Genomic DNA, 20,779 nt, shown 5'->3' on the forward strand with positions numbered 1-20,779 from the left:
AAAAGGATAATAGCTTAGAATAATGCCATTATCCAACTTCTTCTATTTTAACAAGAGGGGATTCATTATGAAAGATGGTATTCATGAATTTTTCCTAACAATTTTATTTCATTACCCTCATGGCATTTAAAACAGCGAGTACAGTCACACCGACATCCGAGAAGACGGCTTCCCACATGGTCGCAATTCCAAATGCTCCGAGTAATAGGAAAACCCCTTTAACCCCAAGAGCAAAAGCAATATTCTGCCATACAATTCTTCTTGTTCGTTTAGCGACAGCGATGGCTTCTGCTACTTTTGACGGCTGGTCTGTCATAATGACGATATCAGCCGCTTCTACCGCTGCATCTGAACCAAGTCCGCCCATCGCAATTCCTATGTCTGCTCTTGCTAATACCGGTGTATCATTAATGCCGTCCCCAACAAATAATAATTTTTCTTGAGGCGCTTTTTTCTGATCAATTTCTTCTAATTTCGTTACTTTATCCTGCGGTAATAATTCGGCATGTACTTCATCAATGCCAATTTGCTGGGCGACCGCTGTTCCAACTTGCTTGGCATCACCAGTCAGCATGACTGTTTGAATGCCAGATGCTTTTAGAGCTGAGACGGCTTCAATTGCATCATCCTTTAATTCATCTGCAATCAAGATCGATCCGGCAAACTCACCGTTAATGGCCATGTACACAACCGTTCCGCTTCGTTTTTCTTTTTCATATGAAATGCCTTCTCGTTCCATCAAGCGATGATTACCCGCTAACACTTGGGAACCACTGATGGTTGCTTTAATTCCATGTCCCGCAATATCTTCATATGCTTCGATCTTGCTTTCATCAAGCGGCGAATCATATGCCGCTTTAATTGATTCAGCAATCGGATGTGAGGAGTGGGCTTCTGCTAAAGCTGCAAAAGAAAGCAGCTCTTCTTCTGACCACTTGTCGCTCGTTGTCACGATATTGGTCACTGTAAAGTTCCCTTTTGTGAGTGTGCCCGTCTTATCAAATACAGCATAGCTCACAGAGTTTAGTGCTTCTAGATAGTTACTGCCTTTTACAAGGATGCCTCGTTTAGAAGCTGCCCCAATTCCTCCGAAGAACCCTAATGGGATGGACACGACAAGCGCACAAGGACAAGAAATCACAAGGAAAACGAGTGCCCGGTAAACCCAGTCAGACAATTGAGCTGATGGAATGAGAAGCGGCGGCACAAAGGCAAGCAGCAATGCCAATACAACGACAGCCGGTGTATAGTATTTTGCAAACTTAGTGATAAAGTTTTCTGTCTGTGCTTTTCGGCTGCTCGCATTTTCAACCAAATCTAAAATTTTCGTCACTGCCGATTCGCTTAGCCCTTTTTGCACTTCAATTTCAAGAATACCGTTTTGATTCACAAATCCTGCAAGAACTTCTTTCCCTGCTTCTACATCCCGCGGCACAGACTCACCTGTTAATGCAGAGGTATCCACGAGTGAAAAGCCTTCAATGACGAGACCATCAAGTGGAATTTTTTCGCCCGGTTTTACGACGATACGGTCACCGACTTTTACTTCTTCCGGCTTCACTTTTTTCGTTTCATTTCCTACTTTGAGATTCGCATATTCAGGGCGAATATTCATTAGTTCACTAATGGATCGTCTTGAACGATTCACTGCTGCTCCTTGGAACAGCTCTCCAATTTGGTAAAACAGCATCACTGCCAGAGCCTCTGGATATTGCTGAATGACAAAAGCGCCAGCTGTTGCAATGGTCATTAAGAAGTTTTCATCAAATACTTGGCCGCGCACGATATTTTTCAGCGCTTTAAAAACCACATCACCGCCGACTAGTAAATACGCTGCGAAAAACATGATAAATTTCAGTAAGCCATCTTCTGGTATAAAATAAGCTGCTGTTCCAATGACTGCACCGCCAATTAATTTGAGCACAATCGCTTTTAAATTTTTTGTCCCATGATCATGATCGTGGTGATGCCCTTCTTCTTTTGGTGATACACTCACATGAGGTTCGATGGACTGAACCGTTTTTTCAATACGCTTTGACATCGTTTCTTGCTTATCTACATGTGTGACAGTCAATGTCCCTGTCGCAAAATTAACGGAACAAGCTTCAACGCCATCCATTTTGCTGACACCTGTTTCAATTTTACGTGCACAGTTTCCACAATCAAGACCGCTTAATACGTATTCATCCTTCATTTTTTTCATGTTCTCACCTTTTTTCTATATGATAAATAACGTTCCCTGGATCGATGAAACCTATTAAAAATCAAAAACTTTATATATGAGCATATATTCATATATTGGATTACCTTTATTATATGAGGAGTTCTTGTCTTCTGTCAATCATTTCTGAAGAAATAATTGGTTTTTTGTGTCCAATTCTGTCACACGGATTTTCAATAAACCAAGCTCATGTCCCCCGCCCCCCGCATAACATAAAAACGATCGTTTGCAGTTTTTCTCTTTACAAAAGAAGGACAGACGCTTAGAATAAAATAAAAGTTTCCCTAAGGAAACAAATTAGCATTAGAGAATCATTTCATCCTTTAGTCAAAATTATTTAATGTATGCATATATCTTTAGGAAGTGCAATGATGATTGAAAGGGGCCGCAAGAGATGTCAAATGCTTTAACAATCGACCGTCTTCATGTCTCATATCACGGACAGGATGCATTAGAGAATGTCTCTCTTTCCATACAGGAAGGGACAATGACAGGAATCATCGGTCCAAATGGTGCTGGTAAATCGACGTTACTCAAGGCATGTTTGGATCTCATTGAAAAAGACCAAGGGAATATTCGTTTTTTTGAAAAGCCATTTAAACAAGTCAGAAAACAGATCGCCTATGTACCGCAGAGAAATGATTTAGATTGGACGTTTCCGATTCATGTACTGGATACCGTACTACTTGGAACATATCCGAAGCTCGGACTAATCAAACGTCCAAAAAAAGAAGACCGGGCATATGCGTATCACTGTTTAGAAAAAGTCGGGATGCAGGACTTTGCCAAAAGACAAATCGGTGAGTTATCCGGCGGACAGCAGCAGCGTGTCTTCCTTGCAAGGGCACTCGCTCAAAACGCACAGCTCTTCTGTTTGGATGAACCATTTGTCGGGATTGATATGGCAAGTGAAGAAACAATGGTTCGCATTTTGAAGGAATTACGAGATGAAGGGAAAACCATTTTGGTTGTCCATCATGATTTGAGTAAGGCAGATGATTATTTCAGCCATCTTGTTCTGTTAAATAAAAAGCTCATCAAAGCAGGGCCTGTACATGACATCCTTCGCCCAGAGATCATGCTGGAAGCATATGAAACACAGCTGCCATTCTTAAAATCAGCAGGAGGAGACGTGTAATGGAATTTTTAACCGGACTCTTTGAATATGCTTTTTTACAAAAAGCGCTATTTACATCCGTCATGGTAGGCATCATTTGCGGCGTTATCGGCTGCTTTATCATTTTACGCGGCATGGCTCTGATGGGAGACGCCATTTCACACGCCGTACTGCCAGGGGTCGCCATCTCTTATATGCTTGGAATTAACTTTTTCTTCGGGGCCGTTTTAACTGGCGTGTTAACAGCGATTGGGATCGGTTATGTGAGTCAAAACAGCCGCATAAAAAATGATTCTGCCATCGGCATTGTCTTTACAGCCTTTTTCTCAATCGGAATTATTTTGATCACATTTTTGAAAAGTTCAAGTGATCTATATCATATTCTATTTGGAAACGTTCTAGCTGTTCGATCATCTGATATGTGGATTACACTGGGAGTCGGTATTTTTATTTTGCTAGCCGTCATTGTTTTCTACAAGGAACTGCTCATTAGTTCATTTGATCCGGTGATTTCTTCGGTTTACGGTTTGCCGAATCGTATGATTCATTATTTTCTCATGACCTTATTGACCCTTGTGACCGTTGCATCACTGCAAACCGTTGGGATTATTCTTGTCGTTGCCATGCTGATCACGCCGGCAGCCACCGCTTATCTCTTAACGGACCGGCTCTGGATCATGATTTATTTATCTGCTTTTTTCGGTGCTGTTTCTGCTGTCGTAGGTCTTGGGCTTAGTTTTACGTATAACTTGTCATCTGGCGCTTCCATCGTGCTGGTCGCGACTATTTTATTCGGCAGCGCCTTTATCTTTTCACCAAAGCAAGGCATTCTATGGAGATCATTAAAATCTAAACGAAAACGAACGCACTTAAAAAAGGAAGCGTCTATGTAAAAGGAGGACATATATGAAGAAGGTATTTGCTATCCGTTTGACCGCAGTATTCATTGCCCTTATGATCATCGCAGGCTGTTCGACCAAGCAAAGTAATTCCGGTAAAGATGACGGCACATTAAAAGTTGTCACGACCTACTCTATTCTTTATGACATTGTGAAGGAAGTAGGCGGGCAGCATGTCTCTATTCACAGCATTGTTCCCATTGGTACAGATCCGCACGAATTTGACCCACTGCCAAAGGATGTTCAGTATACGACGGATGCAGACCTTGTTCTATATAATGGCTTGAACCTTGAAACAGGGAACGGCTGGTTTCAAAAGCTGCTTGAATCGAGCGGCAAGGACGGGGATGATGCACCTGTAGCCGAGCTGAGTAAAGGCGTCAAAGTGAAGCATTTGTCCTCAAAAGGCCTTGAAAGCCAGCAGGACCCTCACGCATGGCTGAATGTTGAGAATGGGATCCTTTATGCCCAAAATGCCCGAGATGCGCTTATTCAAGCGGACCCTGAACATAAAGAGGATTACGAAAAAAATGCAGAAGCCTATATCAAAAAGCTTCAAGCTCTTCACGATGAAGCAAAAGACAAGTTTGATCAGCTGCCAAAAGATAAAAAACTCCTTGTCACAAGTGAAGGGGCATTCAAATATTTTGCAGAGGCGTATGGATTGAAAGCCGGCTATATTTGGGAGATCAACACAGAAAGTGAAGGAACACCAGGACAAATGAAGCGCATTATTCATTTTGTCAAAGATCATCAAGTTCCTGCACTCTTTCTTGAAACAAGTGTTGATAAACGCAGCCTTGAAAGCCTCTCTGAGGAAACCGGGGTTCCGATCAAAGGAAAAGTCTTCACTGACTCTATTGGAAAAGAAGGCGAAGATGGAGACAGCTACTATAAGATGATGAAATGGAATATCGACACCATTTACAAAGGGCTGTCATCATAAGAAAAGACAGGTGGAGTGAATCCGCCTGTCTTTTTTGTCAGCCTGTTATATTTTCTGGATGCTTTTTCGGCCAAATGACGTAGCTGATGCTAATGATGAAATCAATCGTTAAGATCATCCCCCATGTATTGACAAGCTGCATCAGCGCTTCCGTCCGCTCTGGTGCTTGGATGAGATAGGTTAATCCATATAACAGCCCCGCTCCAATAACATAAGAAATGAAATGCCGCGCCCAGCCGATCATTTCATACACAGACCGCTCTTTCCCGTACTTTGGTTTTCCCTTTGGCTTAGGGCCTCCTGCAAATCGATAGGCAAACCTAGCATCTGCCCATTTCACCATTTGATGTCCGAAGGCAAGGCTCACACCAATATAAACAGCCGCAAGCCCGTGGATGACACTCGCCACAGTCCCTTGCCTTAAATCTATATAAGTAGCCGCAAGAAGGATGAGATCTAAAACTGGCGTACAGACAAGAAAAAAAGCACCCCACTTTTTCTGTTTAAACACATAACGAAGCGTTAAGCCCATTAGAATAAACAGCCAAAAACCAATTTCACATGCCACAATCAATAACCCGACCAATTTCTCCACATCCTTTTTAATACGATTGTATTAAATAAAAAATAACACATCTGTGTTAAAAAAACAACAGCTATGCTAAAATCAATGTATGCCAAAAATCGTCGATCACCATAAACAAAAACAAAAGGTCGCTCAAGCTGCAATGAGAGTGATTAAACAAGAGGGATTGGAAAACGCTTCTGTACGAAAAATAGCAGTCGAAGCTGGAATTTCAGCCGGCTCTATGCGTCATTATTTTTCCACACAGCAAGAGTTATTTCTCTTCTCTATGAATTTAATTCAGGAAAGAGTCAAGGAGCGGATTACAGGGCTTGCATTAAACGGTTCAACGGAGGAAAATGTCCTCACTTTATTGGAGCAGCTTCTTCCACTTGATGAAGAACGAAAATTTGAAATGGAGGTGTGGCAGGCTTTTACAGTCAAGGCGCTGACTGAACCAGATCTACAGCCGCTCAATGCAAAGATGTATGACGAGCTTTTCCAAACGGTTCAATATTGTTTAATGAAATTGAAAGAGGATGGGCTGCTGTTAACTGATATTGATCTTTTATTAGAAACTGAGCGGCTTTATGCGGTCATCAATGGGCTTGCATTGAATGGAATCGTGCAGCCCGAACGTATACCGCCTCAGCTCATACGCTCCGTACTGCAGATGCACCTGCAATCCATCACAAAAAAAGACATGTCTCCTTAATTGGAGAGCATGTCTTTTTTTAATCTTCCATAAAAATACGTTTCGCTTCGTAGTAAAGCACCTGCACAAATTTCTTCACATTGATACGGGTGTGTTCTTCTCTTCCGCTCATCTCTTTCGTCAATTCACTCATTTTCTTTCGTACGATGGTGAAATCGAAAAATTTAGATGCGTAATTTTCAAACGTTGGATGAGAAAAATCGGTTAGCCCAAGTGATGCGATGTGCTTTAATGATTGGTTGATCGCACGTCTTACCCGCTGTTCGGCTGCCTTTGCTTCTCTTGCGATGTCTGCCGATGTGTAGGGCTCACTTAACTTATCCTCTGTAATCCCAGTGAAAATGATCTTTAAAGAAGGAAAGGAATCATGATGATCAGCATGCAGCGCTAAATACTGGTCTGTAAACAGAATCATATCTAATAAATCTTTAGACCCCTTCTCACCAACAATGCCAAGCTCCGCCAGCAAAAACTGCCCCGCCTCTGCAAGACTTTTCCCCCGCTGCTTCGTTTTCGTCTGACCGCGCTGCTGAAATTGCATGACCGATTTGAGTGAGTGCTGAATATTTTCAATTGAATGCTCTAAATGAAGACGTTCAATCATGAGATGGAGAACACTTAAGACCTCTACACGATTGATCGGCTTTGTCACATAATATTCGACGCCAAGCGTATACGCCTGTCCGATTAATTCCTTTGTTTCAACCTGTGACAGCATTAAGTATTTCCCATGAAACTCATCCTTGATCGCTCGAATCGTTTCAAGCCCGTCCCTTTCCGGCATCAATAGATCAATACATAAGATATCAATGTGCAAATCATTTAAGTAGCTGGCTGTTAACTCTGCGCCATCCTCTGCTTCCCCGGCCACAATGCCAAGCTCTTCATCTTCAATGAGCTGAGCCAGTGAAGAACGAACGGCTTCATCATCATCAACAATAAAAAATCTCATCTCCCAATCCCCTCTTTTCTACTGACTTGATCTACTGGTATCGTTAATGTGAAAATCGTTTGTTCATTTGGGATACTCTTCATCTCAACACTTCCGCCAAGCTTCTCCGCTGTATCCTTTACATAGGCAAGCCCGATACCGCTCGATGGATTCCCAGCCTGATCGTATTTTAAAGTGAAGCCCGGTTTGAAAATCACATGATGATTACGTTCTTTTATGCCAGGCCCGTTGTCGCTGATTTGAAAAATCACGTGGTTTTCTTTCTGTGAAATAGAAAGTGACACCTCTCCTTCTACAGGAATGGCTTCAACAGCGTTGGATACGATGTTATTTAACAAAGATAGAATGGTATACACGTGATAGGCGGGATGCTTTCCATCTTCATCATAATGAAAGACGATGTTTTTTTTAAGAGATTCTGCATAATTTTCATGAATGCGAATAACAAGCCCAGCGATATGAGAAGGACTCTCATAAGCCTGGAAGTTTTCCTCATGAATCAGCTTTGATAAGGCAGAAAAAATCCGCTGGTTATCCTTTTTGATTTCATGCACCTCTCCTGCAATCTGCAAGGCGGTTTTACCGAGCTTTTTCAAATCCAATGATTCCGCATCCTTTGCGTGGTGAAGGAATTGATACAATTGATAGGATGTAGCCGTAATATGCTCAGCATGTGCGAGTGTTTTATGAAAATATGTAGATTCTGTGTAAAGGTTAGACAGAAGCATCAGCAGATGTTCCTTTTCCTTTTTCATCTGACGCTCTCTCGCCTGCTCTTCATATAAGCGAATCATTGTATAACAAGCCAACACGAAAAAGCTTCTGAATATCGCCAAAACAAATAATTGGAACAGCGTCCTCACCGTTAAAATTTCATCCATCGTGCCTCGAAGTGCGATGATTTCAACAACGCTTGCGCACAGCTCCATGACGATGCCTGTTGCTCCAATCAGCCATGGCTGATCGCGGAAACGTCTGACCTTCAATAAATAAAAGAGTGTGCCATAGACAACATAATAAAGCAGGGAAGGAAATCTTAATGAAACTGCCTCTTCAAGCGGAAGATGCCCTGTCACAGCTGTATCAAGCAGCACGCGAAACACAAAAACAGATATCCCAGCGATAATGCCGCTTGCCCATGCCGGAAATCTTTTCATTTGAAGCAGGATAAAGAAAAAGACAACGGTTCCAAAGCTGACCCGAAAACTGTCCTCAAACGGATAAAATTTAAACTCTCCGCCAATCGGCGTCAGTACAATGAGCAGCACAATTAAATAAGGCTCTGTATTCAGCCATTTTTTCAGTAGATTCAAACGCAGTCACATCCCTAATAATTGACGATAGTATACTATGTGAGCTAAAGAAAAACAAACCTCCATGAAAAAGCGCACACCGGAACTTTGCCGGTGTGCGCTTCTCATGATGCCGCTTAATCTTCTAAACGATCCTTTTCTAAAAGTGATGCACCAGCAATACCTGGTTTTGTCATTTCAAAAGGATTTAAGATGACATCAAGCTCTTCCTCTGTTAACACATCATTTTGCAGACAAAGCTCACGTACAGATGCGCCTGTAAGGATGGCTTCTCTTGCAATTCGTGCAGCCGCTTCATAACCAATGTGCGGGTTCACCGCCGTCATGACACCGGCACTCTTTTCTACATATTCTTTTAATCTAGATTCATCTGCTTTTAGGTCACGCAAGCAGTTGTCCACGAAGGACTCGAATACATTTTTCATCATGCTGAGAGATTGAAGCAGGTTGAACACTAACACTGGTTCCATGACATTCAGTTCAAGCTGGCCAGCCTCTGATGCAAGACAGATTGTGTGATCATTCCCAATGACTTGGAATGCCACTTGGTTCATGACCTCAGGCATAACTGGGTTGACTTTCCCTGGCATGATGGATGAACCTGGCTGTCTCGGCGGCAAGTGCAGCTCACCAAAGCCTGCTCTTGGACCTGAAGCCATCAAACGAATATCGTTCGCCATTTTGGACATGTTCATCATACATACTTTAAGTGCAGCCGATACTTCTGTATAAGCATCCGTATTTTGCGTTGCATCGACTAAGTCTTCAGCGCCAACTAACGGTAATCCGCTAATGTCAGATAGGTAGCCAACCACTTGGCGAATATATTTAGGATCCGCATTCAATCCAGTTCCAACTGCTGTTGCACCCATATTGACTTCATATAAATGCTGTCTAGACTGTTTGATACGTTTAATATCACGAGCAAGAACTTTTGCATACGCACTAAACTCTTGTCCAAGTCTGATTGGAACAGCGTCCTGAAGATGCGTACGTCCCATTTTGATGACATGATCGAATTCCTGCGCTTTTTCGGTCATGACTTGATGCATTTTTTCCATCGTATAAAGTAGTTTTTCAATCATATTCAATGTTGAAATATGAATCGCTGTTGGGAAAACGTCGTTTGTTGACTGCGACATGTTCACATGCGTGTTTGGACTTAGCTCAGTATAAGCGCCTTTTTCCTTTCCTAGTAGTTCAAGCGCTCTGTTTGCAATGACTTCATTGGCATTCATATTCATTGAAGTGCCAGCCCCGCCTTGAATTGGATCGACAATAAATTGATTGTTCCATTTTCCTTCGATGACCTCATCTGCGGCTTGAACAATTTTTTCTCCAAGACCAGAATATAGTCGCTGTGTATCCATATTTGCAAGTGCGGCTGCCTTTTTGACAATCCCTAATGCTTTGATGAGTTCCTCATGAATACGGTAGCCTGTAATTGGAAAGTTCTCCACTGCACGTAATGTTTGAATTCCATAATATGCTTGAGTGTCTACTTCCTTTTCACCTAGAAAGTCACGTTCGATTCGAACTTGCTTGTCCTGTAGCTTCGTCATTTGAAAAGATCTCCTTTTTTACGCTGCTTTTGTTTGTTGTTTTAATTCCTCAATATACTTCTTCGATTTCTCTTGATCAAATACTTTTTCCCACTTAGACATGACAATGGCTGCAAGTGAGTTACCAAATACGTTCACTGTTGTACGAACCATGTCAAGAAGTCGGTCGATCCCAACGATGAAGGCAAGTCCTTCAAGCGGCAGTCCCATAGCACCAAGAGTTGTGATGACAACAACGATCGATGCACCTGGTACACCAGCCATTCCTTTAGATGTCAGCATTAAAATTAATAGTAACGTAATTTGCTCATAGATGGAAAGAGGCATGCCGTACATTTGTGCAACAAATATCGCAGCAATGGATTGATAGATGGCACTTCCATCTAAGTTAAAGGTGTAGCCTGTTGGAATAACGAACGACGTGATCGCTTTCGGGCAGCCGAACTTCTCCATTTTGTCCATTAATCTAGGCAGTACAGCTTCTGAACTTGCTGTTGAGAATGCAAGAATGATTTCTTCTTTTAATACTTTAAATAGTGTAAAGACGCTTGTTCCAGCCATTTTCGCAATAATGCCAAGTACAACAATGACGAAGAATGCCATTGTACCGTAAACGACAAGTACCAGTTTGCCTAGCGGGAGAAGCGCTCCGACCCCGAATTTGATCACCGTCACACTGATGAGCGCGAATACACCAAATGGTGCAAACTTCATCACTTTATTGGTCACCCAGAACATAGCTTCGAGTATACCTTCAAAGAATCCTAATACTGGTTTTCCTTTGTCTCCAACTGCGGCAATTCCTAATCCGAATAAGACTGTAAAGAAGATGGTTGGTAATAGATCACCTTCTGCAATGGATTGGAAAACGTTTGTCGGTACAAGATGCACCAACGTTTCAGAGAAAGTCGCTTTTTCAGAAGAAGCCTTAGATGTCTCTTCATATTTAGAGATATCACCTTTCTCCATGTTGCTCATATCAATTCCTGTACCAGGATGGAACAAGTTTGCTGCAAGCAGTCCAACTGCTAATGCAATCGTTGTCACAATCTCGAAGTAAAGAATGGTTTTTCCGCCGAGTCTTCCGATCGTTTTCATATCTCCAACACCTGCAACTGCTACAATCAATGCAGCAATAACAATTGGAAGAACGATCATTTTAATTAAATGGATGAATATATCGCCAATCGGCGTTAACACATTAATAACGGTTTCATTTTGATAAAACAGCGCTCCCACGACAACACCCAGAACAAGTGCAATGAGTATTTGAGAAGCTAACCCTAACTTTTTCATACGTGAACCCCCTTTTTTTGATAACGCTTTCTTTGTTGCTTAATCGCATCTTAACGACGAACCTACAAAAAACGACAAAAAGGAACAAAAAGAAGTGAATTTTTTATGAAAAATCTTTAAAAAGGTGGGTTTTTCCACAATATTGTAAAAAAAAGACTTCGCTTTTGGCGAAGTCTTAGAATATATAGACAACGTGTTAAAATGATTTTGTTTTCACACGTTGTCTTCTTTTCAGCGTGATGGAAAAAACCTTTGAAGTCTAGGAAGGACGAGCACCAGCGCGGAGCGAATAGACTTTCGTGAGCACTGGCGCACAGACCTGACAAAGAATGCGAGGGTTTGTCTACACGCTGGGACTTCGCTTTTGGCGAAGTCTTAATGATTTTGCATCTGTTCACTTGGTGTATGTTGATTTGGAAAAAATTCATCATAAATCGTATATCCAATGAGCACAAGAGCAACGTAGAACAATGCACTAACGGTCCAAATCCATTTGACATTCAGCTTCATTCTGCCACTCCCTCTCTAATTGGCTTCAATCGCTGCAATCTGAGCGCATTCAGCACAACGGACACGGAACTAAAGGCCATTGCTGCTCCTGCAAGCCATGGCGCAAGGAAACCAAATGCAGCAATCGGTATCCCAATACAGTTATAGGCAAGCGCCCAAAATAGGTTTTGTTTAATGTTTCTCATTGTTTTTTTACTAAATTCCAGCGCATCTGCAATGGCATGGAGATCTCCCGTCATGAGCGTAATATCTGCTGCTTCCATGGCAACGTCTGTCCCTGTTCCCACAGCCATCCCAATATTCGCTGTTGCAAGGGCTGGGGCATCATTGATACCGTCTCCGACCATGGCGACTTTCTTTCCCTGTTCCTGGAGCGCTGCAATGTGAGCCGCTTTTTCTTCAGGCAGCACTTCAGCAATGACATGATCAATGCCCGCCTGTTTCGCAATCGCCTCTGCTGTTAGTTTATTATCACCTGTCATCATCACAACGTGAATCCCCTGCTCTTTTAGACGAGCGATGGCTTGTGGAGAGGATGATTTGATTGTATCTGCAACCGCGACAATGCCGGCGACTTCACCGTCAATCGCAACAAGCATAGCCGTTTTCCCTTGCTCCTCCAGCGTTGTGACAGAAGCTTCAATTTGCTCATATTGGATATGATGTTTCTGTAATAGCTTACGCGTTCCAATCAAAAGCTTGTGTCCTGCTGCCTTTGCTTCAATTCCATGACCTGGATCTGCTTGGAACGCTTCAACCTCGACCGCTTCAAGACCTCGTTCCTTCATACCGTCTGTGATCGCCCGGGCAAGCGGGTGTTCCGACTGCTGTTCTGCCGAGCCTGCTAGCTGCAGCAGCGTATCTTCTGTCCAGTTGGCATATGCCAGTACATCTGTCAGACTAGGCTCTCCTTTTGTCACAGTCCCTGTTTTATCTAACACCACCGTGTCGAGTGATTGAGTCACTTCTAAATGCTCTCCGCCTTTAAACAGAATGCCTGATTCAGCCGCACGGCCGCTGCCAGCCATAATAGAGGTTGGTGTCGCAAGGCCGAGCGCACACGGACATGCGATGACAATGACGGCTATAAAGGTTTCAAGTGCTGACGTCACATTTCCTGGATCAACAAAGAAAAACCATATGAGGAATGTGAGCACAGCAATTCCTACAACAATAGGAACAAATATCCCTGATATTTGATCTGCCATTCTTTGAATCGGTGCCTTTGAGCCCTGCGCTTGTTCTACGACTCGGATAATCTGTGAAAGAGCGGTCTCTTTCCCGACTTTAGTCGCTTTTATTTTGATGAATCCATTTTTATTGATCGTTGCCCCAATGACCATATCTCCTGCTGTTTTATCAACAGGCAGACTTTCTCCTGTAATCATGGACTCATCTATTGCGGTTGTCCCCTCTATGATTTCTCCATCTACCGGCACTTTTTCCCCGGGTTTGACAAACACAAGATCATTCACTTTCACGTCAGAAATAAGCACAGTCATCTGTTTGCCATCTCGCTCGATAACCGCTTCTTTCGCCTGTAAGCCCATCAGCTTTTGAATCGCTTCTGATGATCTTCCTTTTGCTCTTGCTTCCATTAATTTTCCGAGCACGATCAACGTAATGAGGACAGCACTTGTTTCATAATAGAGGGCTGCCTCATGTGTGCCTCTAATCGCTGACTGAATGCTTTCATATAAACTATAGAAAAACGCGGCAGATGTCCCAAGTGCGACAAGAACATCCATATTGGCACTTTTATTTCTTAAAGCCTTATACGCACCTACATAAAAGGGCCAGCCGACAATGAACTGCACCGGCGCTGCTAACGCCAGCTGTACCCATGGATTCATAAACGCTTCTGGCAGCCAAATAAAAGACGTAAAAGAAAAATGGCTGACCATTGCCCAAAGAAGCGGCAGTGATAAAATCATCGAGAATAAAAAGCGTGCCGTTTGCTTTTCTATTGCAGCTTGCCGGTGATCTTTTTTTCCTTCCTCCGCTTGATCTGCAGCTGGTTCTATTAAAGAATACCCAATAGACTGCACCGCATCTTTTATGTCATTTGCAGACGTTTGGCCCGGATGATATGTGACCTGAAGTGTCTCAAGGGCAAAGTTTACAGACCCGTGATCGACACCGTCCATTCGGTTAATTTTTTTCTCGATTCGGTTTGCACAAGCTGCACAGGTCATTCCCTCTATATCAAATTCTGCTTGCTCCATCACCACATCATAGCCAAGAGATTGAACTTTTCGCTTCAAATCATCTGGTGTTAACTGCTCAGTTTCATAAATGATATGAGAAGTTTCAAGCGCCAAATTCACACTGGCATCCTCCACACCTTCCAGCCTATTCAATCCCTTTTCGATGCGGCCTGCACAGGCAGCACAGGTCATCCCCGTAATTTGAAAATCAATTTCCTTTTTCATTGATCTCACCTCTCCACATACTCCATGGGGGTATTATATTTTGAAAAAAATACGTGCTGTTTTGCAGCACGTATACTTATTTATACAACATCATATCCCTGTTCCTCAATCACATCGGAGATACGGTGTAACGTGACTTGATCCGGGTGAAATGAAACCTCCACCTGTCCTTTGTCTAAATGGACTTTCACAGATTCAACACCTGCTAATTCTCCTACATTTCCTTCGACTGCTTTCACGCAATGTCCGCAAGACATGCCCTGCACTTGAAGTGTTGCTTGTTCCACTTCTCATCGCCTCCATCAATCATTTTCTACAATTTACTATACCCTAGTAGGGTATAGATGTAAACATAAATGCTACGATTTTGTCAGTTTCGTAAAGACTGTCATTAACTCTTCAATGGCTTCATCCCCATTGCCGCTCTTGATAGCATCTGCAACACAATGGTGTGTATGCTTTTCCATCAAATGAAGACTGACTTTTTTCAAAGCCGCATTGACTGCGGAGATTTGATTCACAACATCTATACAGTAACGATCGTTTTCAATCATTTGCTGAATCCCGCGCACTTGTCCTTCCACTCGTTTTAAGCGATTGATCAATTGGTCCTTTTCCTTTTCGGCTCTAGGCGAAGCCATATGTCTTTCTTCATGTTCTGTCATGTGATCACCTTTTTTCCATTATGACTTGTCTGTACCTAAATTAAAGCATATCTCCACCGGAAAAGGCAAAGATATGCTGAGCACCGCATATAAAGCTGTGTTTGTCCTAATTTGTTAATTGTTCGATATCCTGCAAAAGATTGACGGATTGCTGAAGCTGTTTCATCAATCCCTGCTGATCCTCCAGTATGGCGGCAACATCGATATCGCCTGCTTTCAATTGCTGTAAATACGTTTGGATTTCCTCTGACAGCACTTTATTTTTTTCAATGATTTGCGCATGCAGGTCTTCTGCCATTTTTGGCGCTGTGACTTCATTAAAATCTTGAATGTCTGCCTTCAATGATTCAAGCTGCTGCGTTAATTCTGCTTTTTTGGCGGCATTTTGCACAGCTTCTTCAGCGAGTTTTGGAAAATCCTCTGTAAATTGCTGAATGTCTGTCACATAGTCATTTGCCTCAGTGACATATGTCGTTGTATCGTTGACCTGATCAAGCAAGCCGGAGCACCCGCTTAATACAAGCGTTCCGGAAAATAGGAAAGCCATCACATATTTTTTCAAGATCGATCATCCTTTCATCTGTAGGATTAAAAGCATCATTTGTTCCGCTTCTCTATCACACAGATGCAAAAAGACCTTAAAAATAGCCAGACCTTTGCCTCATGTGTGATAGGCAAAGGTCTGGCTAACATTGTTCATGCCGGAATAGCCGAGAAACAACGGATGTTTCTGTAATGACGACCAAACCGTAAAAGCTACTCCCCTTTAGGAAACCGTTCAAATGTTATGTTTATCATATCGAATGTCAGGACAACAGTCAATTCGGAAGATCCTGCTCTTGATACAGCACATGGCCCTTACCAGTGGATGCATAAATCCGGTTCCGTCCTTGGCGTTTTGACATATACAAGGCCTGATCCGCTTCAAATAGAAGTGTCTCTAATACACAAGGATCATTGGCTGTGTGAGCAATTCCAAAGCTCGCTGTCACTCGCACTTTTTCTTCATCATTTGTAAAGAAACTTGCTTCAAACGAATGTCTTATTTTTTCCGCGATATGACATGCCTCTTTAAATGACTGATGAGGCAGACAAATGGCAAACTCTTCTCCCCCATATCGTCCAAATAAATCATCCATTTGTAAATGCTCCTGACAAATAGAGACAACATGACGCAGCGCTTCATCCCCGATATGATGTCCGTGTGTGTCATTGATTTGTTTAAAGAAATCAATATCAAACAGCATAACAGCCGTATCCTGTGCATCCTCTTCCAAGATCATCTGCGTTCGTTCGATGAAAGAAGAACGATTGAAAATATTCGTCAAACCATCGATATACGCACGACGCTCCAGCTCTTCCTGCAGCAAACGCTGCTCTGTTACATCACTGATCACTATTTGCCTGCCTTCGATCTCTCCTCTTCTATTAAATAGAGACGAAGCGGTCAGATGATAATAGCAGGACTGGTCTTTTTCCTTTTTCCACATTAAATCATATTGCGAATGATCCTGCGGAGAGCGCAGCCATTGAATGAACGCTGAATCTTTGATGATTGCTGAGAAAATATCGTCGATTTTATGGCCAATTCCCTTTTTATTCGCAAGTGCTGGAATGATCGATGCAGCAGCGGGATTGTAGTCAATGAGTGTCCGATATCGATCTAAAATCAGAACCCCTTCAGACATATGCTCAAACACACGCTCCATTGCAATGGGAGACAGCTTAAAGAGCTGGAACGACATAATTGCCCATAAATAGAGTGCGTTGGTGATAAACATCACCACAGGAACCGGATCAATATGTAGGGGTGTAACGCCTAATAAATAAATAAAAGAAGTCAAAATTGGTAATGACATTCCCACTAACAGTATCAGAATCTGCTTTAAATATTCTTTTTTTGTGACACGTAAAAACCAAAGCAGCATAAAGATAGCAAGCATCGAACAGCCAAACGTATAAACGCCATGAATGATATACCAATAGCCAATCGTAAAATCAGCCAATAAAAACCCATCTACTGGATTCATCGTGATGCTTCGATAAAAGAGTGAATGTAAAGAGTTGGTGAACACCATAATGGTTGTGAGAGTTGGAATCAATAAGATGAGAAGCACGCGGCGCTTTGTTAAATATTGATGGAACCCCGTAAATTGCAGCACAATCAGCAGACTGAGCGGTGCGATAAACGGAAGACCTATGTATTGAAAACAAACCCAGAACATGATTTCTCCAGGAGTACGAGCCAATAATTCAAACGTATGCCCAAAGATATAAATCGCAGTTGCTCCAGACATGTACATAAACAATTGACAGCCAATATATCGATGGCGGTTTGCATGAGCAATGATTGATAATATCACGGACAGAATGCCAGAAACACTCATGATCACAATAAAATGTAAAACAATCGAATCCATGTAAACGCCCCAATTTCAGTTATTTAGAACTAGTCTAATCTTACTATATATGAGGACGTCTCAAATGGGAAGATGTGATTTTGAATTGGTTGGAGGTTTTTTGTAAAATTTCAGGCGTCATCGGTTCGTGATTCCTTATATTTTCACTACTTTTTGCTTAATTTGAGGGAGAAGTATGTTGCGTTCGGAGAAATATCTGTACAATGTGGGGATGAATGGAGAGGAGACTCGAAAGGAATATGACTTTTTGGATGATTATGACGGGGCTGTTTATGCTGATTCTTTTAGAAAAACCGTTTAAAAAGAGAAGTTCTGGATTGTTATTTTTGATCAGTTACTTGCTGCTGATTGCGGTTTATATGATTCAGACAACGTTTGTAAAACTTATGCCGGATGGATTTTTGATGATGATTGCGGTGGTTGTCGTTTTTCCTTTGTTTGTTCGGTTGGTGTCTTCTTTGAGAAACCGTACATAAGAAAAGAGATGCCAGATCTGACATCTCTTTTTCTGCTGTGAACCAAGTTCGGTTTATATCCTTTAAAAGGTTCCAGCATTATTTTTCTAAATCAAGGTTTTGAATTATCTTTTGTTGTATTTTTAGCTTTCTCATCTTCAATTTTACTAACCTCTGCTTTTGCAAGAACCATCTCTTCTAATGCTTTCTTCATCCTAGAATCTATGAAATTCAAATCATCACCGTCTACCTTATCTTGCTTGGCAACCTTTAAAATATCTTTGAAAATCGGCTCTAAGTTGTCATCTGTTTTCACTAAGTAACTATTTACCTTTTTATACGTATCTGGAACTTTGTTTTCATTTTCTTTGGCTTCGTTAAGTAATTCTCGCAGACTATCAATTTTCTTCTCAAGTTCACTAGCCCATTCTTTATCATAAACATCATCCATTGGAACTAATGAAAAAAAGAAAGGCATAATTCTATCTTCAAAACGTTTTAAATACCCCTTATACCATGCAGCATATTCTTTATCGGTCATCTTTTCAATTTTTTCTTGTTTTACCGGCGTTTTATTTGACGATGAACCGTTTGCTACTTCATTTTTACCGCATGCTGTGCTCAGCATCAATGTAAATACTAGAAGAAATATTGAAAGCATTGTCCTTTTGTTTGTCTTCATGTGTGAATTACTCCTTATCCTTTGAGACTTTTTCTACTTCGTCATCGGCTTTGGCTGTTTGATCGTATGCTTTGTCGAGTCTTTTCGAAATGTTATCCAGTGATTCAAGATCAAGATTTTCAAGTGCTTTCGGTGTTTCTTCTACGGCATATTGATATCCTTTGTTTGCTTTTAGCAAATACTCATGTGCTTTTTTATAAGCACCAGGAACGTTTTTCTTTTCATTACCCTCATCAATGACTTTTTGTACATCAAAAAGTGACTTCTCGACAGATCCAAGCCATTCATCATTACCTGCATCAATTGCCACCATCTTTTTAGCAAACGCAAACATTGTGTCTTCAATATCACTTCTGTAATTCTCATACCACTCGGCGTATTCTTTTTCTGCCTTTTGATTGCTGCACGCTGTACCGAATACCATCAGCACGGCAAGCATAATCATCGTGGCGAATAGTGATTTAGTCTTTACTTTGTTCACTGAGATAAACTCCTTCTGCATTCCTGCTGTTATTTTCAGGCTTTAAGTTTAATAAATTCACCCACTAATATATGGTGTAACATCCCTACATTTCATCGGTTAAAAGATGGTTATATTTAGCTATTCATTCAAATTATTAGTAAAAAAATCCCCATTTGGCTTTTCTGTTAAAAAATTAAAAAAGCATAAAAAAAACGCTATCAATAGCGTCTTCTTTTATTTAATCTAAATATTTCATGTTGCCAGACCCGCATCAAGGGCTTTAAAACCCTTGATGTGACTGGAATCTAAAAGTTTTGATGGAGACGGTGGGAGTCTATTAGATGGGGTTCGTATGTTTGTAATATTCATTAGATACGTTTACTATTCAATGTTTTGTTTATTATTAGTTGAGCGTTTTTAAACTTTTAATGCCAGAATGATGCCACAAAACCCTCACTTTAACATTATCCCCTGTTAATATGATAAACTTTTATGGAAATTATTTGATACGGAGGGTTAATATTGAATTACCTTAAAACTTTTCTCTTTATGATTTTATGTGCCTTATTCTTATCTGCTTGTGGCAAAGCAGAAAACACATCCACAAGTAACTCCAGTAAAAAAGAAGAAAGCATTGAAACTAAAAAAAAATTAAACGTAAAGATCACTTTGGATAAAGAAATCACAAACAATAAAATTATTATCCTTAGCGGGAAAAGCAACTTACCTAAAGATACGAAACTAAGGATTCGTCTTGAACAAAAAAATTCCCATAAAAACTCCATAGTTAATACAGCTGTTCAAAAGGATGGATCTTTCGAGTATAAATTCTTTAATGAAGGTGACACAGTATTTGATGATGGGAAATATATTATATATGTCGAAACACTACCGGTTCTTGAACAAACTGAAGTTGTTCAAGAACTTTTTGGAGATAATGGATCTAACCTCAGTGGTTCACAGATTAGCGGTGACTCAGAACTAAAAGCTACTGCTGAAATAAATTTAAAAACAAACAATTCTGAAGTTATATCTGAGGAGGAAACTTTGCCTAAAGATACAGATGCAGAGGAAGAGAAAAATGAAGATTATACCTCAGAAGAAGTTGAAGATAACAGTGAAGAAGATGAGTTAGATATGGTAAAAGATGATGCAAAAATAGAAATCAAAACAATTATCGAAGAGAACTATAAAACCACATCGATTGAAAAAATTGAAATTAACGAAGATATGGGTTCAAATGAGAATAATAAATTAATAGCTCTTGTTTACTTGTCATTTGACGCGTTGAACACAAGTAAAACCGCTTATAACATGGTTGAAATGTATAGTGATGACTTAGCTGCAAACATTGGCAAAGATAATGATACAGTCAATCAAATAGCTGTATTTTGGAAAGTTCCTTATATAGATGAAGATGAAACAGTGGCTAAATTCTCGTATGAACGTTCTGGAGAACAAATGAAAATTACTGATAAAGTATCTTCTTTAAAATGACCCTTCAAGTTGAAGGGTTTTTTATTAACATTTATAATCGAACGTACATTCTTTTTGTAGGAGGGTATG

At 41.1% G+C, this 20,779-nt stretch carries 20 protein-coding genes; 6 read left to right on the top strand and 14 right to left on the bottom strand.

Going from position 1 to position 20,779, the window contains the following annotated elements; all coding sequences use genetic code 11:
• Positions 1–103: 103 nt before the first annotated feature.
• Positions 104–2,203 (bottom strand): heavy metal translocating P-type ATPase, encoded by a 2,100-nt coding sequence (locus MHH61_RS05345; protein WP_125586077.1) that lies wholly within the window; start codon positions 2,201–2,203, stop codon positions 104–106.
• 412 nt (positions 2,204–2,615) lie between these two features.
• On the opposite strand from MHH61_RS05345, the gene MHH61_RS05350 reads away from it, so the two are divergent.
• From MHH61_RS05350 to MHH61_RS05360, 3 genes are read left to right on the top strand one after another with little or no spacing between them, the layout of a single operon-like run.
• Positions 2,616–3,359: a metal ABC transporter ATP-binding protein gene (locus MHH61_RS05350; protein WP_135031199.1), complete on the top strand. Its 744-nt coding sequence runs from the start codon at positions 2,616–2,618 to the stop codon at positions 3,357–3,359.
• Positions 3,359–4,231: a metal ABC transporter permease gene (locus tag MHH61_RS05355; protein WP_125586073.1), complete on the top strand. Its 873-nt coding sequence runs from the start codon at positions 3,359–3,361 to the stop codon at positions 4,229–4,231. The genes MHH61_RS05350 and MHH61_RS05355 overlap by 1 nt, the downstream gene beginning before the upstream one ends.
• A gap of 13 nt (positions 4,232–4,244) precedes the next feature.
• Positions 4,245–5,183: a metal ABC transporter substrate-binding protein gene (locus tag MHH61_RS05360; protein ID WP_024423469.1), complete on the top strand. Its 939-nt coding sequence runs from the start codon at positions 4,245–4,247 to the stop codon at positions 5,181–5,183.
• Between the two features lie 37 nt (positions 5,184–5,220).
• Here the strand turns inward: MHH61_RS05360 and MHH61_RS05365 are convergent, their stop codons facing one another.
• Positions 5,221–5,769: a hypothetical protein gene (locus tag MHH61_RS05365; protein WP_125586069.1), complete on the bottom strand. Its 549-nt coding sequence runs from the start codon at positions 5,767–5,769 to the stop codon at positions 5,221–5,223.
• An 88-nt stretch (positions 5,770–5,857) separates the two neighbouring features.
• Between MHH61_RS05365 and MHH61_RS05370 the strand changes: the two genes are divergently transcribed.
• Positions 5,858–6,463, top strand: a complete 606-nt coding sequence (locus MHH61_RS05370) for a TetR/AcrR family transcriptional regulator (protein ID WP_125586067.1) — start codon at positions 5,858–5,860, stop codon at positions 6,461–6,463.
• Positions 6,464–6,482: 19 nt separating this feature from the next.
• Here the strand turns inward: MHH61_RS05370 and MHH61_RS05375 are convergent, their stop codons facing one another.
• The 10 genes from MHH61_RS05375 to MHH61_RS05420 form a co-directional block, all read right to left on the bottom strand.
• On the bottom strand, positions 6,483–7,415 hold the full coding sequence (locus MHH61_RS05375) for a response regulator (RefSeq protein WP_034280916.1): 933 nt from the start codon (positions 7,413–7,415) through the stop codon (positions 6,483–6,485).
• A complete protein-coding gene (locus MHH61_RS05380; RefSeq protein WP_125586065.1) occupies positions 7,412–8,728 on the bottom strand; it encodes a HAMP domain-containing sensor histidine kinase in 1,317 nt (438 codons plus the stop codon). Before MHH61_RS05380 ends, MHH61_RS05375 begins: the two co-directional genes overlap by 4 nt.
• A gap of 116 nt (positions 8,729–8,844) precedes the next feature.
• Positions 8,845–10,290 (bottom strand): aspartate ammonia-lyase, encoded by a 1,446-nt coding sequence (aspA, locus tag MHH61_RS05385; protein ID WP_125586063.1) that lies wholly within the window; start codon positions 10,288–10,290, stop codon positions 8,845–8,847.
• A gap of 18 nt (positions 10,291–10,308) precedes the next feature.
• Positions 10,309–11,586 (bottom strand): cation:dicarboxylase symporter family transporter, encoded by a 1,278-nt coding sequence (locus MHH61_RS05390; RefSeq protein WP_024426051.1) that lies wholly within the window; start codon positions 11,584–11,586, stop codon positions 10,309–10,311.
• A 375-nt stretch (positions 11,587–11,961) separates the two neighbouring features.
• A complete protein-coding gene (locus tag MHH61_RS05395; protein WP_258011093.1) occupies positions 11,962–12,096 on the bottom strand; it encodes a hypothetical protein in 135 nt (44 codons plus the stop codon).
• Positions 12,093–14,528: a heavy metal translocating P-type ATPase gene (locus tag MHH61_RS05400; protein WP_125586061.1), complete on the bottom strand. Its 2,436-nt coding sequence runs from the start codon at positions 14,526–14,528 to the stop codon at positions 12,093–12,095. Before MHH61_RS05400 ends, MHH61_RS05395 begins: the two co-directional genes overlap by 4 nt.
• 80 nt (positions 14,529–14,608) lie before the next feature.
• A complete protein-coding gene (gene copZ / locus MHH61_RS05405; RefSeq protein ID WP_024423475.1) occupies positions 14,609–14,815 on the bottom strand; it encodes a copper chaperone CopZ in 207 nt (68 codons plus the stop codon).
• Between the two features lie 72 nt (positions 14,816–14,887).
• On the bottom strand, positions 14,888–15,193 hold the full coding sequence (locus MHH61_RS05410; protein WP_012011272.1) for a metal-sensing transcriptional repressor: 306 nt from the start codon (positions 15,191–15,193) through the stop codon (positions 14,888–14,890).
• Positions 15,194–15,299: 106 nt separating this feature from the next.
• Positions 15,300–15,755 (bottom strand): DUF6376 family protein, encoded by a 456-nt coding sequence (locus tag MHH61_RS05415; RefSeq protein WP_125586059.1) that lies wholly within the window; start codon positions 15,753–15,755, stop codon positions 15,300–15,302.
• Between the two features lie 256 nt (positions 15,756–16,011).
• Positions 16,012–17,613, bottom strand: coding sequence for a histidine kinase N-terminal 7TM domain-containing protein (locus tag MHH61_RS05420; RefSeq protein WP_024426055.1), 1,602 nt, complete (start codon positions 17,611–17,613; stop codon positions 16,012–16,014).
• Positions 17,614–17,852: 239 nt separating this feature from the next.
• Between MHH61_RS05420 and MHH61_RS05425 the strand changes: the two genes are divergently transcribed.
• On the top strand, positions 17,853–18,089 hold the full coding sequence (locus MHH61_RS05425; RefSeq protein ID WP_125586057.1) for a hypothetical protein: 237 nt from the start codon (positions 17,853–17,855) through the stop codon (positions 18,087–18,089).
• Positions 18,090–18,180: 91 nt separating this feature from the next.
• Here the strand turns inward: MHH61_RS05425 and MHH61_RS05430 are convergent, their stop codons facing one another.
• Both MHH61_RS05430 and MHH61_RS05435 read right to left on the bottom strand, forming a co-directional pair.
• Complete coding sequence (locus tag MHH61_RS05430) at positions 18,181–18,750, bottom strand: hypothetical protein (RefSeq protein WP_056765782.1); 570 nt, start codon at positions 18,748–18,750, stop codon at positions 18,181–18,183.
• 7 nt (positions 18,751–18,757) lie between these two features.
• The gene (locus MHH61_RS05435; RefSeq protein ID WP_224426629.1) at positions 18,758–19,231 is read right to left on the bottom strand and encodes a hypothetical protein; all 474 of its coding nucleotides are present in this window, start codon (positions 19,229–19,231) and stop codon (positions 18,758–18,760) included.
• Between the two features lie 504 nt (positions 19,232–19,735).
• On the opposite strand from MHH61_RS05435, the gene MHH61_RS05440 reads away from it, so the two are divergent.
• Entirely contained in the window at positions 19,736–20,710 is a 975-nt protein-coding gene (locus tag MHH61_RS05440; protein ID WP_125586055.1) for a hypothetical protein, read from the top strand.
• Positions 20,711–20,779: the final 69 nt, after the last annotated feature.

Origin of the sequence: Bacillus sp. FSL K6-3154, assembly GCF_040869395.1 — a bacterium.
GTDB classification, from domain to species: domain Bacteria; phylum Bacillota; class Bacilli; order Bacillales; family Bacillaceae; genus Bacillus; species Bacillus safensis.